The sequence below is a fragment of the Lysinibacillus sp. DFXJR4 genome (genome assembly GCF_057196045.1).
The window spans coordinates 19,867-34,998 of sequence record NZ_JBXUNW010000003.1; the positions used below are offsets into that span (position 1 = coordinate 19,867).

Annotated in this window: 12 protein-coding genes, 1 riboswitch and 1 other annotated feature; all 12 genes read right to left on the bottom strand. The window is 37.6% G+C overall.

Annotated elements, in window-relative coordinates:
• Positions 1-6 precede the first annotated feature (6 nt).
• Complete coding sequence (locus tag AC2CGN_RS10350; protein ID WP_484513725.1) at positions 7-1,266, bottom strand: methyl-accepting chemotaxis protein; 1,260 nt, start codon at positions 1,264-1,266, stop codon at positions 7-9.
• A 133-nt stretch (positions 1,267-1,399) separates the two neighbouring features.
• Positions 1,400-2,626, bottom strand: coding sequence for an aspartate kinase (locus AC2CGN_RS10355; RefSeq protein ID WP_484513727.1), 1,227 nt, complete (start codon positions 2,624-2,626; stop codon positions 1,400-1,402).
• 133 nt (positions 2,627-2,759) lie between these two features.
• A riboswitch (Lysine riboswitch) is annotated at positions 2,760-2,938 on the bottom strand.
• Positions 2,939-2,977: 39 nt separating this feature from the next.
• Entirely contained in the window at positions 2,978-4,768 is a 1,791-nt protein-coding gene (uvrC, locus tag AC2CGN_RS10360; protein WP_429982689.1) for an excinuclease ABC subunit UvrC, read from the bottom strand.
• Between the two features lie 112 nt (positions 4,769-4,880).
• Positions 4,881-5,192, bottom strand: coding sequence for a thioredoxin (gene trxA, locus AC2CGN_RS10365; protein ID WP_054770925.1), 312 nt, complete (start codon positions 5,190-5,192; stop codon positions 4,881-4,883).
• A 141-nt stretch (positions 5,193-5,333) separates the two neighbouring features.
• Complete coding sequence (locus AC2CGN_RS10370; RefSeq protein WP_429982690.1) at positions 5,334-6,683, bottom strand: amino acid permease; 1,350 nt, start codon at positions 6,681-6,683, stop codon at positions 5,334-5,336.
• A gap of 56 nt (positions 6,684-6,739) precedes the next feature.
• Positions 6,740-6,973 (bottom strand) — a binding site (T-box leader).
• A gap of 143 nt (positions 6,974-7,116) precedes the next feature.
• Positions 7,117-8,094: an electron transfer flavoprotein subunit alpha/FixB family protein gene (locus tag AC2CGN_RS10375; protein WP_429982691.1), complete on the bottom strand. Its 978-nt coding sequence runs from the start codon at positions 8,092-8,094 to the stop codon at positions 7,117-7,119.
• Positions 8,095-8,144: 50 nt separating this feature from the next.
• The gene (locus AC2CGN_RS10380) at positions 8,145-8,918 is read right to left on the bottom strand and encodes an electron transfer flavoprotein subunit beta/FixA family protein (RefSeq protein WP_484513730.1); all 774 of its coding nucleotides are present in this window, start codon (positions 8,916-8,918) and stop codon (positions 8,145-8,147) included.
• Between the two features lie 109 nt (positions 8,919-9,027).
• Entirely contained in the window at positions 9,028-9,801 is a 774-nt protein-coding gene (locus AC2CGN_RS10385) for an enoyl-CoA hydratase (RefSeq protein ID WP_286926015.1), read from the bottom strand.
• A 14-nt stretch (positions 9,802-9,815) separates the two neighbouring features.
• Positions 9,816-10,397 (bottom strand): fatty acid metabolism transcriptional regulator FadR, encoded by a 582-nt coding sequence (gene fadR, locus AC2CGN_RS10390; RefSeq protein WP_283869093.1) that lies wholly within the window; start codon positions 10,395-10,397, stop codon positions 9,816-9,818.
• 188 nt (positions 10,398-10,585) lie between these two features.
• On the bottom strand, positions 10,586-12,277 hold the full coding sequence (locus AC2CGN_RS10395; RefSeq protein ID WP_429982692.1) for an AMP-binding protein: 1,692 nt from the start codon (positions 12,275-12,277) through the stop codon (positions 10,586-10,588).
• Positions 12,278-12,806: 529 nt separating this feature from the next.
• Entirely contained in the window at positions 12,807-13,757 is a 951-nt protein-coding gene (locus AC2CGN_RS10400) for a nuclease-related domain-containing protein (RefSeq protein WP_429985837.1), read from the bottom strand.
• 954 nt (positions 13,758-14,711) lie between these two features.
• Positions 14,712-15,125 (bottom strand): DUF350 domain-containing protein, encoded by a 414-nt coding sequence (locus AC2CGN_RS10405; protein WP_010860124.1) that lies wholly within the window; start codon positions 15,123-15,125, stop codon positions 14,712-14,714.
• Between the last annotated feature and the right edge of the window lie 7 nt (positions 15,126-15,132).

Sequence of the window (15,132 nt, forward strand, 5' to 3'; positions counted from 1 at the left end):
TCCTTTTTATAATTGCGCATGTCTTTCTTTTAACAGTATATCTATTAATGCAATAAAGGCCTCCAATATATTAAGCGAGTGTTGAATCATTTCCTCTAAGTTACTAATTGATAGTTCATTGACTAATTTTTGTGCAGCAGTATGTACGAATTCATGCGGTTGCTCTATTTGACGGTACTCTGATAAGGAATGATACTGCTCAAGATGTCCATAATACCATTGTCCAAAGGCACATTGATGATGTGTTTTTAAAATATCCTTTTGTCCTGCCCTTTGAATTGTATTTCGCAAAAAGCTTGCATGATCCATTAATCTTGCTGCTAGCTGACTTATGACGGTTTGCTCTGAAGGTTTGCGGAAGGTCGGTACAATAGCTTTTAGCATTTCAGTGACTTGATTTTGAATTGTCTCGGAGAAATCACTAGTATGTGATAATTCTGTTGTCGTGATAGCCAATCGATCAATCGCTACTACATTTTCCTCAGACGCAACTGTTATTTGGTGAACGCCATGTGCTGCCTCTTCAATACTTTTGCTTGTAATAGACAGATTCGTAATATTGTCTTTCATATTGCTTAAGAAATTTGTGAAATAGTATTCAACCTGTTCGATATTCGTTATAGTATGATGTAATTTCTCATCGATGACTGATCGAATTGTTGTCATTTCTTTTAAGGAACCTTTGGAGCTACTGGCTAACTTCCCTACCTCCATTGCCACAACATTAAAACCCTTTCCATGCTCACCAGCTCGCGCAGCTTCAATTGAGGCATTTAACGCAAGTAGCTGCGTTTGATCAGCAATCGCTGTTACACTTTTGCCAATGTTATTCATTCTATTCATTTCATCCTTCAGTTGCTCTGTTGAATGAGCTCCCTGGATTAACAACCCTTGAACAATTCCACCTTTTGTAATTGATGACTCCATCTCTTTCACTAATTGGATAGAATGCTGTTTGATTTCTTGAATGTTTGCATTCACATTTTTCTCTACAGCTAATATTTCTTCTGTGTTTGATGACATTTCTTCACTCATTGCTGAAATATCCCCTACACTTGTTGACACTCCCTGTACCTTTAAAGCAGTTTGAAAATTAATTAATTCCATATGTGCTAGTACAAAGTCTAATATTGCATTTTTTACATCAATGCTTTCCTGTGCAAGTTCCAATTCTAGAATGCGTTTTTTCAGTAATTGTATTTCAGAATCATTGCACTGATTTATACCCTCAACAATTGGTTTTTGAAATAGACCAAATAATGCCATTCAATACTCACCTCTTCCTTGCCAAAACATGTAATCTCTCTCTATTATATAACAATCAATTTCGATAAAACATTAAATTGATGTAAACGTCCCATATATAAAAAGGATGTGGCTATTACACATCCTTTCATTCTTACATATAAAGTGCTTGCTCTAAATTAAACTCATCATGTAAAGCATTAGCTGCATGAATCATGTCATCTTGAGGCACTACAACAGACACTTTGATTTCGGATGTACTAACCATCTTAACAGGGATGCCTTCATGTCGTAAACGATCAAACATTCGTGCAGCAACGCCTGGATTAGATGCCATTCCTGAACCAATAATAGATACCTTTGCCAAGCCGACTTCAAAATCAGCAAAGCTAAACCCAAGCGACAATTTACTTTCTTCTAGAACACGTAATGCTTCTGCAAACTCTTCTTTCAAAATCGTAAATGATACAGTCGGTTTAAGACCGTCAATAATCGCTTGCACGATGATATCTACATTAATGCGATGATCTGCAAGTATCGTAAAGATATCTGCCAACGAAGCATCTGAATAAGCATCATACCCTACCGTTAAACGAATAACATCTGATTCATAGGCAACACCCCGTACAATTAAATTTTTTTCCATCTCAACTTCCTCCTTCAATAAAGTACCTACTGTATCTATTTCATTTGATCGAATAATAACGGGTATTTGAAACTTCTTTGCTAATTCTACAGCTCGTGGATGTAAGATATGTGTACCTAAATTCGATAACTCCAGCATCTCATTATAGGAAATTTCCTTTAATTTTTGTGCACCGTTCACATGGTTTGGATCAGCAGTATAAACGCCTTCCACGTTCGTATAAATATCCACACGCTCCGTATCCAGTGCTGCTGCAATGGCCACAGCAGTCGTCTCTGCTCCACCTTTACCAAGAGTCGTAATATTTTGTAAATGATCAATACCCTGCTCCCCAGCAACTACGACAATTTGCTCCTGTGCTAAATGCTCTTCTAGTCGACTTACATCCACATAATCAATGCGTGCGTTAACATGCATTGCATCTGTCTGAACACCTGCCTGCCAGCCTGTTAATGACACTGCACTATAGCCTTCTTCCTGCAAGGCAATGGCCACTAAGGCACTTGATTGTTGTGAGCTTGTTGAACGTAGCACATCTAATTCACGCTTAGACGCATCATCAGATAAATCCCGTGCCATTTTTGTTAATTCATTTGCTGAGCTTGTCATTGCTGCAGTAACAATAACTACATCATGACCTTTTTCTTTTTCATGAATTGCCTTTTTCGCAATCTCAAAAATATGTGCTGATGATGCTAATGTAGCACCGCCAAATTTCATTACAATTCTTGCCATCCTGAATCTTCTCCTTTTCATCATCACTAATTTGACGTAATTTCTATTCGGAGTGTCTACTAGAAAACCAAAAAAAGCAGCTTTCACATAACGTGAAAGCTGCCTATACATGTACAATAAAAAAACCTTGCGCATGTGTGATAGCTCTCCGAAACGTTTAGAATCGACAGTCTTACATTTCTTAAATGCAAAACCAGTACAACATCGGAAACAACGATGCTCCACTTCGGCAAGCTCCCCTTTCATACATCTTCACAGGATTTGTTCATCCTCTGATGTACTACTTTTGAATCTTGCACCTCTATCATCACTTAAAATAGTGAATGTATGTTATTAAACATTAGCATATGTCTATTCCTTTGACAATGTCTGTTCCTGAAAATAGGTATATATATGACTAGCAAGATTAGCAGGCATCCCAGCCTCTTGTAATGCTAACTCACTTGCCTCTCGAATTTTTTTGACAGAACCAAAATGCTTTAATAATTGCTGTTTTCGCTTTGGACCAATACCCTCAATCTGATCGAGAACAGATTGAATAGCATGCTTTTCGTGCTGCTGGCGTAGGAATGTAATGGCAAACCGGTGTACCTCGTCTTGAATTCGTTGCAATAAATAGAACCCATCACTTGTGCGCTTTAACGCAATGACCTCAGGTGGATCACCAAATAGAAGCTGTGATGTATTATGCTTTTCATCCTTCGCTAAGCCAGCGATTGGAATGACCAGCCCAAGCTCATCCTCTAATACTTCTCGTGCAACTTCCATTTGTCCCTTCCCTCCATCTATTAAAACTAAATCTGGTAGGGGTAATCCTTCCTTTAGTACACGAATGTAACGACGACGTATTACCTCCTGCATCGCCCCATAGTCATCGTGCTTAGCAGCTGTCCGAGTTTTATACTTCCGATATTCTTTCTTTGCAGGCTTGCCATCGATAAATACCACCATTGCAGATACAGCATCTGTTCCATGCATATGACTGTTATCAAAAGCCTCGATTCGTAAAGGTGTGGAAATTCCCATCGCTTCACCCAGTGCCTCACATGCACCAATTGTTCGTTCTTCCTGACGTTCAATGAGCTGGAACTTAGCTGCTACTGCGATTTCAGCATTTTTTGTAGCGAGGTCAACAAGCTCTTTTTTTTGCCCACGCTTTGGCGTCAATACCTTCACATCTAATAATTCTGTTAAAATGGCAGCATCAATAGCTTGTGGGATAAAAATTTCCTTTGGTTTAATATGCTCTAGCTTTTCGTAGAATCGACCAACAAATGTTAAAAATTCCTCTTCTGCTTCCTGATAAATCGGAAAAATAGAGACATCACGCTCAATCAGTTTACCTTGACGAACAAAGAATACTTGAACACACATCCAGCCCTTTTCAACTGCATAACCAAATACATCTCGATTGGTCGTATCACTTGATACAATTTTTTGCTTTTGCATAACTGTATCAATATGTGCAATCTGATCACGGAATTCTTTGGCACGTTCAAACTCTAAATTTTCAGCAGCGGCTAGCATTTTTACCTCAAGCTCCTTTTTGACTGCCTCCACGCCACCATTTAAAAATTTGGTCATATCCTCAATCATATCCTGATAAATTTGAGCATCAATCTCCTTCACACAAGGTGCCATACATTGACCCATGTGATAGTATAGGCAAACCTTGGAAGGTAGTTGTACACATTTTCGAAGCGGATATAAGCGATCAAGTAGCTTTTTCGTTTCACTTGCTGCATATGCATTAGGATAGGGTCCAAAATACTTTGCCTTATCCTTTTTCACTTTTCGTGTCGTAATAAGACGAGGATGTTTTTCATTCGTAATTTTTAAATACGGATAGGTTTTATCATCTGTCAACATGACATTGTATTTAGGATCATGAAGTTTTATTAGATTGAGCTCTAAAATCAATGCCTCAATATTCGAGGAGGTTACAATATAATCAAAATCTTCAATCTCACTTACAAGTCTCTGTGTTTTCCCCTCATGTGTACCAGTAAAATAGGAGCGTACTCGATTTTTTAGCACCTTTGCTTTTCCTACATAAATAATGGTTCCTTGGCGATCCTTCATCAAATAGCAGCCAGGCTGATCGGGCAAAATATCAAGCTTTCGTTTTATTAAATCATTCATTACAACCTGCCCCCTCTTTGTTAAACATAGTGCCCATCCTCTATTAACTTATTATATAACGAAAAAAAGCCAAGCACATCAAATGATGGCTCGACTTTTCATATCTTATCAATTAAGCATGTTTTGCAATAAATGTCTCTAACGCTTCTTTAGGTTGGAAGCCAACAGTTTTATCCACCAATTCACCATCTTTAAATAATAATAAAGTTGGAATTGACATGATTTGATATTGGGCTGCCGTACCTTGGTTGTTATCTACATCTACTTTTACGATTTTAGCCGCACTGCCTGCAGCATCCATTTCTTCAAGTACAGGTCCAATCATTTTACATGGTCCGCACCAAGCAGCCCAAAAGTCTACTAGCACTAACCCCTCTTTAATATCATCTTGGAAAGTTGCATCTGTTGCATGTACAATTGCCATTTGAAATCCTCCTTAAACTTACTATGCTTGTAGTATAGCATGGATAATTTACCTTGAGCGAACAATCTGCCTATAATGCAAAATTGATGAAAAAACAAGATGAAAAAAGTCGAAATAGCTTGAATGAATTTATAATTTAGCCTAGTTTGTATGATAGCGACCTTTATAAACATACGTTAACGTAATAAAGAGATAAATAGCTAAAGTAATACCTGTTACAATTATAGAAGTTGTAAAAATAATACCAATCAAGATAGCACTTAGCGCAATAATAGCAATCCACGTTGTGTAAGGGAACCATTTAACTACATAGGCACTTGTTTTTTCTGATTGTTTTTTACGTGATTTCAGATGTGCAATCGCAATGATTAACCAAATAAATAACACCGTGTATCCTAGGGAACCCATTAAAAACTCAAAAGTCTTACTTCCAGCATATAGTGAAATAATTACACCAACATATAATGCTAACGTGCACATTAAAATCGCATTTACTGGAACTTTTCTTTTCGATAAATGGGCAAAGATTTTTGGAACACGCCCGTCCACAGCCTGTGTATATAACACACGAGATGAGCCATAAAGCCCTGAATTCATGGAGGAAATAATCGCAAGTAAAACAACAGCGTTCATAATATGGTCTGCACCAGGAATCCCAATCATTTTAAACACCATTACAAACGGACTTTCAGGTACGCCATTTACTTCATTCCAAGGAATTAAGCTTACGATAATAAAGAAAGGTAGTAAATAGAACGTCACAATCCGAACTAGTGTACTGCGCACAGCTTTTGGTACTACCTTTTCAGGATTCTTTGTTTCCGCTAATGTAATACCGATAATTTCAGTACCACCATAAGAATAGATAACCACAAGCATTGCAGCAATTAATCCCATTGATCCGTTAGGGAAGAAGCCTCCATGCGCCGTTAAATTCGAAAAACCAACAGCTGTATGCTGACCAAATGATACAAGTAATAAAATTAAGCCTGCAATAATGAACACAACGATTACACAAATTTTAACTAACGCTAACCAATATTCTGTTTCAGCAAAAACTTTCACTGATAATAAATTAATCGCTGTAACTAACACTGAAACAGACAATGCCAGAATCCAAATTGGGTAATCAGGTAACCAATATTGAATGAAAATGGCCGCAACTACAGATTCTGCTGCAATATTCAAAACCCACATTTTCCAATAAATCCAATCCAGGAAATATGCTGGGTACTTTCCTAATATCGATTGAACTAAATCTCTAAACGTTCTGGCTTCGCTATTTCGAACTGCCATTTCCGCTAAACCTTGCATTACAAATAAAAGAATAATACCACCTAATAAATAGGCGATGAGCACTGATGGTCCTGCCATATCAATGGCAGCACTACTTCCTTTAAATAATCCTGCACCAATGGCACCACCTAAAGCCATCATCGTGATATGTCGTGAGGACATTGTGCGTTTTAATGTCTGGTTGTCTTTTTCCATTTTCTTTCCTCCTAAATCAAAAAGGCATATCGCCTATCCTTTCACCGTTAAATGAAAGAAGAGACGATATGCCATAAGCAAACCGCGGTACCACTCTAATTGATTCGATTCGAACCCTACTTTAAAACCTTGTAACGAAGGTTAATCGTCAAACAAATAGAATAATCTGTTAATTCCATTTATTTTACCACTCCTAGGCAAGTTCAAAGTCTTATTGGACTGCGTTGCACCACCCCGCAGCTCTCTCTACCAAATAATGAGCTTCTACTACTCCTAATCTTTGCGTTTCAAAACATTATTATTGAAAAATTTAATGATTATCCACCACTATAAGGGCTAACCATCATTATGTCAATATCTTATTTTGCGATAATTCTCAAAATAGAGCATTATACAAAAAAACAGGAGGAATGAATTCCCCCTGTACCCTTTACTATGCATTTACTTTTAATGCCTTAAATTCTTCAATTAGAAGAGGCACTACTTCGAATAAATCTCCTACGATACCGTAATCTGCCACTTTGAAAATATTAGCCTCAGGATCTTTATTAATCGCAACGATGACTTTAGAGTTTGACATACCTGCTAAGTGCTGGATTGCGCCAGAAATACCTGCAGCAATGTAAAGATCAGGTGTTACAACCTTACCTGTTTGACCAATTTGAAGTGAATAATCACAGTATTCAGCATCACATGCACCACGTGAGGCACCAACTGCGCCACCCAGTAAATCTGCTAGCTGTTTTAATGGTTCAAAGCCTTCTTCTGATTTAACACCACGTCCGCCCGCTACAACTACTTTTGCTTCTGAAAGATCAACACCTTCTGAAGACTTACGTACAACCTCTTTTATGATTGTGCGAAGGTTTGTAATATCCACCGAAATGGAAGCTACGTTACCTGATTTGCCGTCTACTTTTTCTAAAGGTGCAATATTGTTTGGACGAATTGAAGCTAAAATAACGCCGTCTTTTACTTTTACTTTTTCGAAAGCTTTACCAGAGTAAATTGGACGGATAAATACGATATCATCACCAGTGCCTTCAATTGAAGTAACATCAGATACTAGACCTGCCTGTAACTTACTTGCAATCTTTGGTGATAAATCTTTGCCATTAGCTGTATGACCAAATACAATTCCAGCTGGATTTTCCTGCTCAATGACAGCTAATAACGCTTGACCATATCCATCAGATGTATATTGTTTTAAATGTGGATGCTCTACTGTTACAACACGATCAGCACCATATTCAAATAATGAACCAGTTAAATCTGCTACAGCATCCCCTAAAAGTACGCCGACAACCTCGCCACCATCAGCGATTTGTTTTGCAGCAGCAATTGCTTCGAAAGAAACATTACGTAAGCTTCCTTCACGAACTTCACCTAATACTAATACTTTTTTTGACATAGTATATTCCCTCCGTTACCCTTTAAGATTCGATTAACATCATCAAATTTTTAAACTACTTTTGCTTCAGTGTGAAGTAGATTTACCAGTTCTTTTACTTGTGCAGAAAGGTCACCTTCAAGAACGCGTCCTGCTGCCTTTTGTGCTGGTAAGAAGATGTCTAAAGTTTCAATCTTCACTTCTACATCATCTTCATCGATATCTAAATCATCTAATTCAAGTTCTGCAAGCGGTTTCTTCTTCGCTTTCATGATACCTGGTAAAGATGGGTAACGAGGCTCATTTAAACCTTGTTGAGCTGTTACTAATAGTGGTAGAGAGGACTCGATAACCTCTGAATCACCTTCGATATCGCGTACAATTTTCGCAGATGTTCCATCGATTTCAAGTTTTGTAATTGTTGTTACATAGTTAATGCCAAGTAAATCTGCAACACGTGGACCTACTTGCCCAGAGCCACCATCTATCGCTACATTTCCTGTTAAAATTAAATCAGCATCTTTATCTTTTAAATACTCAGCTAAGATAAAAGCAGCTGCATTTTGATCTAATTCATCTAAATCATCTTCAGTGTTAATAAGAACCGCTTCATCTGCTCCCATGGCAAGAGCTGTACGTAGTTGCTTTTCTGCATCTTCGCCACCAATTGTTACTACTGTTACTTTACCCCCAGCAGCATCGCGAACTTGGATTGCCTCTTCAATGGCATATTCATCGTAAGGGTTGATGATGAATTCAGCACCATCTTCTTGAATTTTACCACCAGACACAACGATTTTTTCTTCCGTATCAAACGTACGTTTAATTAATGCAAAAATGTTCATATATCCATACCTCCTGGAACGTTTTATAATTCTAAGTAAACTTATAAATATTATATATTTTCAGTTTGGATAATGTCGATTGACAAGTGCTATCGACACGAATGGAAAATTATTTACCAGTAAAGACAGGCTCACGTTTTTCAATAAATGCTTGAATGCCTTCTTTAGCATCTTCTGTTATAAAAACGGTACCAAACGATTTTGCCTCAGCCTCTATACCTTCGTAGAATGAAGCAGGCTTCGCAAATTGCAAAGTTTGAATAGCTGCCTTTAAGGCGATTGGGCTCTTCTTCGCAATTTTCTTAGCAGTTTTTAACGTTTCCTCAAGCAACACTTCATCTGAATATGCTCGATTCGCTAACCCCCACTGCACAGCTTCAGTACCTGAAATTGGCTCACTTGTAAACATCATTTCTGCAGCTTTTGCAACACCAACATAGCGTGGTAATCGTTGTGTGCCTCCAAAGCCAGGAATCAAACCTAATTGTAATTCGGGCAATCCTAATTTTGCAGATTCTGTTACAAAGCGCAGATGACAGCTCATCGCAAGCTCCAAACCACCGCCAAGTGCAGCACCATGGATTGCAGCAATAACAGGTTTTGAGAATGATTCAACACGTTCAAAAATTTGTTGTCCATTGCTCGCTAGCTTTGTAAATTCCTCGCCAGATTCAACTTCTGTAAATTCCTTTATGTCTGCACCTGCTGAGAAGAAACGACCTTCACCGTGAAGTACAAGGACACGTACTGCGTCATCGTTTTCAACAGCATCTAGCACTTCATTGACTTCGGTAATGATTCCACGCGATAATGCGTTTGCTGGTGGTCGTGCAATTGTAATAATTGCTACTCCATCTTCAACTTTCCAACTTAGAAATTCCATTTCTCCACATCCTTTTAAGCTTTAATGCCGTTCAGAATTAATGCCTGAACCTTTGGAACTTGTTCTATCAAATCATATCGATAGTCATTCATGACCCACGACGTAATGGTTTCATCAATTGTTCCAAATACCATTTGACGTGCCAAGCGTACATCCATCGTTTGATTGAACTCACCGGAAAGCATACCTTCGATTAAAATTTGATCAAGTAATTGTAAGTACTCTCTTAACACCGAATTAATCTTTAATCGTAAATCCTTATTCGATTGTCGTAGTTCTAATTGTGTGACGGTTGCTAGGTATCGATCTGTCGCTAGAACATTAAAATGATTTTCTATCATACGTGAAAGTTTGTCTTTAGACGTACTTCCATTTTCTATTATATCTTGTAATGACTCAACAAAAACAGCCATTTTTTCATTAAAGACAGAAATTAATATATCTTCTTTATTTTTAAAATATAAATAGATTGTTCCATCAGCCACCCCAGCCTGTTTAGCGATTTTCGACACTTGCGCTTGGTGATACCCATTTTCTGCTATAACGATGACAGCTGCATCAATAATTTGCTTATATTTCGGCTTATCACGTTTCACTTATATATCACCACCTATAAAAACTTACAGACGTCTACATGCTTTGTTACCACATGATGTAATCCTTATTTAGTAAAAAGTAAGGATGTGACGTATTAACCTAAAAAAATATGAAAATATGAATGGTCATTCATTCATATTTTCATATTATATTTTACAACTTTGCTTGTCAATACTTTATGACGTATTTATTTTGCTTCTTTATTCACTAATTTCGTTTTTTCTTCATCCACTAATGAGCGACGCAAAATTTTCCCTACAGCTGTTTTCGGAAGCTCATCTCTAAATTCATAATAGCGCGGAACTTTGAATGCAGCTAGATGTTGGCGGCAATATTTATTTAATTCGTCCTCTGTAATCGAATATCCTTCTTTTAATACAATATAAGCTTTAACTGTTTCTCCACGGTACGGGTCTGGAATTCCTGCAACTACACATTCTTGAATTTCCTCTCGCTCATATAAGACTTCTTCCACCTCACGAGGGTATATATTAAAGCCGCCTGCAATAATCAAATCCTTTTTACGATCCACTACATAGAAAAAGCCTTCTTCATCCATATAACCTAAATCCCCTGTTAAGAACCAGCCATCCGCGAACGTTGCTGCCGTGTCTTCTGGTCGATTCCAATAACCCTTCATCACCTGTGGACCTTTTACAGCAATCTCTCCAACCTCACCGACTGGAAGCACCTCCGTATCGCCTGTACGTAGAATAACCGCATCTGTGTTCGGCCATGGTAAACCAATTGAGCCAATTTTGCGTTTACCCCAAATAGGTGTTGAATGGGTTACTGGAGAAGTTTCTGTTAATCCATAACCTTCTACGAGCTTTCCACCTGTGACTGCTTCAAATTTCTCTTGCACCTCAACCGGAAGTGATGCAGAGCCACTCAAGCAAGCTTTAATGGATGACAAATCATATTTTGTAATATCTGGATGATTTAAAAGACCAATATATAATGTTGGGGCACCAGGGAAAAGCGTTGGTTTTTGCTTATCAATGGTTTTCAATGCTGTTTCCGCATCGAATTTTGGTAATAACACCATTTTATTTTGCGTGAAAACAGATAGTAGCATAACCGTGGTCATACCATAGACATGGAAGAACGGTAAAATACCCATAATGGTTTCTTCACCATGCACACATTTATACATCCAAACATCACACATTGTTGTATTGGCAATTAAATTTTTATGAGTCAGCATCACACCTTTAGGAAAGCCGGTTGTACCTCCTGTATATTGAAGCAAGGCAATGTCCTCTTCAAAATCAAAAGAAATATCCAGCACCTTAATTGGTGAGGAACGCATAATCTCAGTAAATAGATGGTTTTGACCGCTATGTTCTACCTTCACACTAAAACCGTATTGCTTTTTTTGAATAAAAGGATAAACTAAATTTTTCGGAAATGGTAAGTAATCTTTTATAGCCGTAACAATTACATTTTCAAGTGCCGTTTCTTTCATAATCTTCATAACACGTGGATATAAGATGTCCATCACTAAAATAACCTTTGCACCTGAATCAGCCATTTGATATTGAAGTTCCCGTTCAGTATAAAGTGGATTTGTTTGTACGACAACAGCTCCAGCATACATAGCACCGTAGTAAGCAATTACACTTTGAGGCGAATTTGGTAGCATAATTGCCACACGATCTCCCTTTTCTACACCAAGTGCTTGTAAATAGTTTGCAAATCTAAGCGCAGACTCATATAACTCTGTGTACGTCAAATCCTTCCCCATAAAATGAATCGCCACTTTGGATGGATTCTTTTTATAGGCACGTGTCAAAAACTCTTGCACTGGAATTTCCTCAAACGTTAAAGACGATGGTACTTCTTCAGGATAATTTGTTAGCCATGGTTTTGTTGTCATACGTCCTCTCCCCTTTGCCCCAAACTTTGTAAATTCTTATATTAATTATAATGAAAAAGAAATACAGTTTCAAACACAAAATAGAAAATAAATGCATTTTCGATTAATTATTATGCATTTAACAACATTTATATGACTGTATTTTATAGGGTTTTAGATTGCAAGACCTTATGAATTCTCATTCATTCTTTGTTTTTTTATGCAAACATGTGAAGTAATATTTCTATATTGCGAAAATAAATTGTGAGGGTTAATTTTTTAAAAGATGAAAGATTAATGATAGATTTTAGTAGTATTTTGTGCGGTAGTGGTTTTGAGAGAATTTTGATGGCGATGAAATTTTTGATTTTGCTGAAGATTAGAGGATAATTTATGCTGCCTAGGTGGGGGCGAAATCACATGAGCTGTTTCTGAGCGACTTCTTTCCTTACCTGAGCGGTACTTGCTGCCAGCCGAGCGATTTCTCTCCTTGTCTGAGTAGTATCCGATTCTCTCCTACAAATTTTTACCTCACCTAAGCTAGGATTTTTTAATTGCCCTTTAAATAATAGAATGTCTTATTATTACATCCTTCTTTTTTCTTAGAAAATTCCTGTAGCACCCTTTTTGTAAGATGTCGATTCGATAATGCTAAAAAATAGCGTGCAGTTTGTGTATTAATTTTCTCATCAATCAATAAACAAAAATCCTGCAATGCTTGATGATGTGCGAATTTGTCATACATGTTGCAAGCTGGACAAAACCAACTATACTTTTGTCGGATTACTTTTGATTGATTACAATGTCTGCAGAATATACCCTGTTGAAGAGCTTTGGGGTCAATTTTGTAGTAGGAACATAATGGGGAAGGTTGAAAAGCACGATGATGCTTTAATAAGAGATTTGCTATTTGAGATTTTGGAATCGTTCCTTTGGATTTATTTTCATTTAAATGTTGTCTTAGAAAATAAGACAATTCACGCCTCATTAAAACTGGAAACTTTCCTTGTTCATAATAAATTTCAGCATTATTAAAAGGGAAAACAATAATTCCTGTCACTGCTATTTGGACCTCAAACTGCTTAAAAAAGGAATTTAATCCATAAATATAGTCCTCGAGTTGAATTTCTGGGTGATTAAAAATATGTTTATCACCATTTTCTAATATACGAACCAACTGTCTCGGGTGATGCTTCAATTCAATCCTCCCACGAATATTTTTACTTTCAATCACTACTACATCGTAAGGAGTAATAACTACAACATCAAGCTGAATAGGAACAGGCTCAAACAAGGTAATATTATGCAAAACATAGATTTCCAGTGTCTGTGATAACTTTTGCAATTCATTTATTATACATTGTTCACCAAAATCCCCTGCTTCTAATTGCTGTAATTCTTGCGAAACTTTTATATGTAGCGGATGACTTGAGTCCAAACGATGAATCATTGCACGTAATCCTGGTAGCATTGCTGCATGTTCAAATGGTTTTAATATCATGAAATTTTCCTTTCTTTTTGCTTAGACTATAGCAAGTTTTATCCTCATTGCAAATAGCCTTTTTTAAATTAAAAATTTAATCCCCTTAAATTTGCTTAAAAGAATAAAATTAAGAAAATTTGTGGATATTTGACCCTCCCCAGTTAATTTTACAATGGACCGAAGCGGTTCTTAACCATACTTGGGCGACTTTTTACTTTTTTTGAGACCTTCTTGATCATCGCCGAGCGACTTTTTTTCTACCTGAGCGGTCCTTGACCATACCCGAGCGACTTCTTACTCTACCTGAGCACTTCTTGACCCTATCCGAGCGATTTTTTACTCTACCTGAGCACTTCTTGACCCTATCCGAGCGATTTTTTTACTCTACGTGAGCACTTCTTGACCATACCCGAGCGCCTTCTTACTCTGCCTGAGCGCTTCTTGACACTATCCGAGTGATTTTTTACTCTACCTGAGCACTTCTTGACCATACCGGATTCTTACTCTATCTGAGCACTTTTGACCCTACCCGAGCGCTTTCTTACTCTACCTGAGCACTTCTCGACCATACCTGAGCGACTTTCTACTCTATCTGAGCAACTCTTGACACTATCCGAGTGATTTTTTACTCTACCTGAGCGTTTCTCGACCATATCTGAGCGACTTCTTACTCTACCTGAGCACTTCTTGACCATATCTGAGCGACTTCTTACTCTACCTGAGCACTTCTTGACCCTACCTGAGCGACTTTTTACTCTACCGGAGCCGTTCTTGACCCTACCCGAGCGATTCCACTCTCAAGCTGAGCAATTCTTTTCTTTACGCCACCTTAAAACATAACAAAAACGCATCCTCACAAACAGGATGCGTTTTCTTGTTTAAAGGGTCATCATATAGTAGACACCGACTGCCAAAAATGCGATGCAGACAACGATTAGAATTTTCGCCAATTTTTCCATGTCATGACACTCCCTATGCAATACTTGCCCCAATCACAAACGATAGACCTACTGAAATGGTGAAGGAAATAAAGCCGACTGAGCGATTATCATTCGCAATTTCTTGATCTACATTAAAGCGTGGAGTCATGAATTCAAATAAAAAATACGCCACAATCAGTAATGTAAAGCCAAAAAGACCCCAGCCAATCATTTCGCTTAATGTGCTGTGTCGAGCAATGGAGTAGCGGAAAATATTGCAAATCCCCAAAATTTTCCCTCCAGTTGCAAGTGCTACAGCAACATTGCCATTTTTTATTTCTTCCCAATTTTTATATTTCGTAACGACTTCGAACAATGCCATCGAGACGACTAAACATAACACAACAACACTAAAATATCCTGCCGTTTCGATAATCGGATATCGCCAAAAGCTAGAATTCAGCATTTTCTCC

Excerpts from the sequence above, each read along its gene's own strand:
- AC2CGN_RS10380 (WP_484513730.1), bottom strand. The coding sequence starts at position 8,918 with ATGAACATTTTTGCATTAATTAAACGTACGTTTGATACGGAAGAAAAA.
- trxA (WP_054770925.1), bottom strand. The coding sequence starts at position 5,192 with ATGGCAATTGTACATGCAACAGATGCAACTTTCCAAGATGATATTAAA.
- AC2CGN_RS10405 (WP_010860124.1), bottom strand. The coding sequence starts at position 15,125 with ATGCTGAATTCTAGCTTTTGGCGATATCCGATTATCGAAACGGCAGGA.
- AC2CGN_RS10385 (WP_286926015.1), bottom strand. The coding sequence starts at position 9,801 with ATGGAATTTCTAAGTTGGAAAGTTGAAGATGGAGTAGCAATTATTACA.
- uvrC (WP_429982689.1), bottom strand. The coding sequence starts at position 4,768 with ATGAATGATTTAATAAAACGAAAGCTTGATATTTTGCCCGATCAGCCT.
- AC2CGN_RS10395 (WP_429982692.1), bottom strand. The coding sequence starts at position 12,277 with ATGACAACAAAACCATGGCTAACAAATTATCCTGAAGAAGTACCATCG.
- AC2CGN_RS10375 (WP_429982691.1), bottom strand. The coding sequence starts at position 8,094 with ATGTCAAAAAAAGTATTAGTATTAGGTGAAGTTCGTGAAGGAAGCTTA.
- AC2CGN_RS10355 (WP_484513727.1), bottom strand. The coding sequence starts at position 2,626 with ATGGCAAGAATTGTAATGAAATTTGGCGGTGCTACATTAGCATCATCA.
- AC2CGN_RS10400 (WP_429985837.1), bottom strand. The coding sequence starts at position 13,757 with ATGATATTAAAACCATTTGAACATGCAGCAATGCTACCAGGATTACGT.
- AC2CGN_RS10370 (WP_429982690.1), bottom strand. The coding sequence starts at position 6,683 with ATGGAAAAAGACAACCAGACATTAAAACGCACAATGTCCTCACGACAT.
- AC2CGN_RS10350 (WP_484513725.1), bottom strand. The coding sequence starts at position 1,266 with ATGGCATTATTTGGTCTATTTCAAAAACCAATTGTTGAGGGTATAAAT.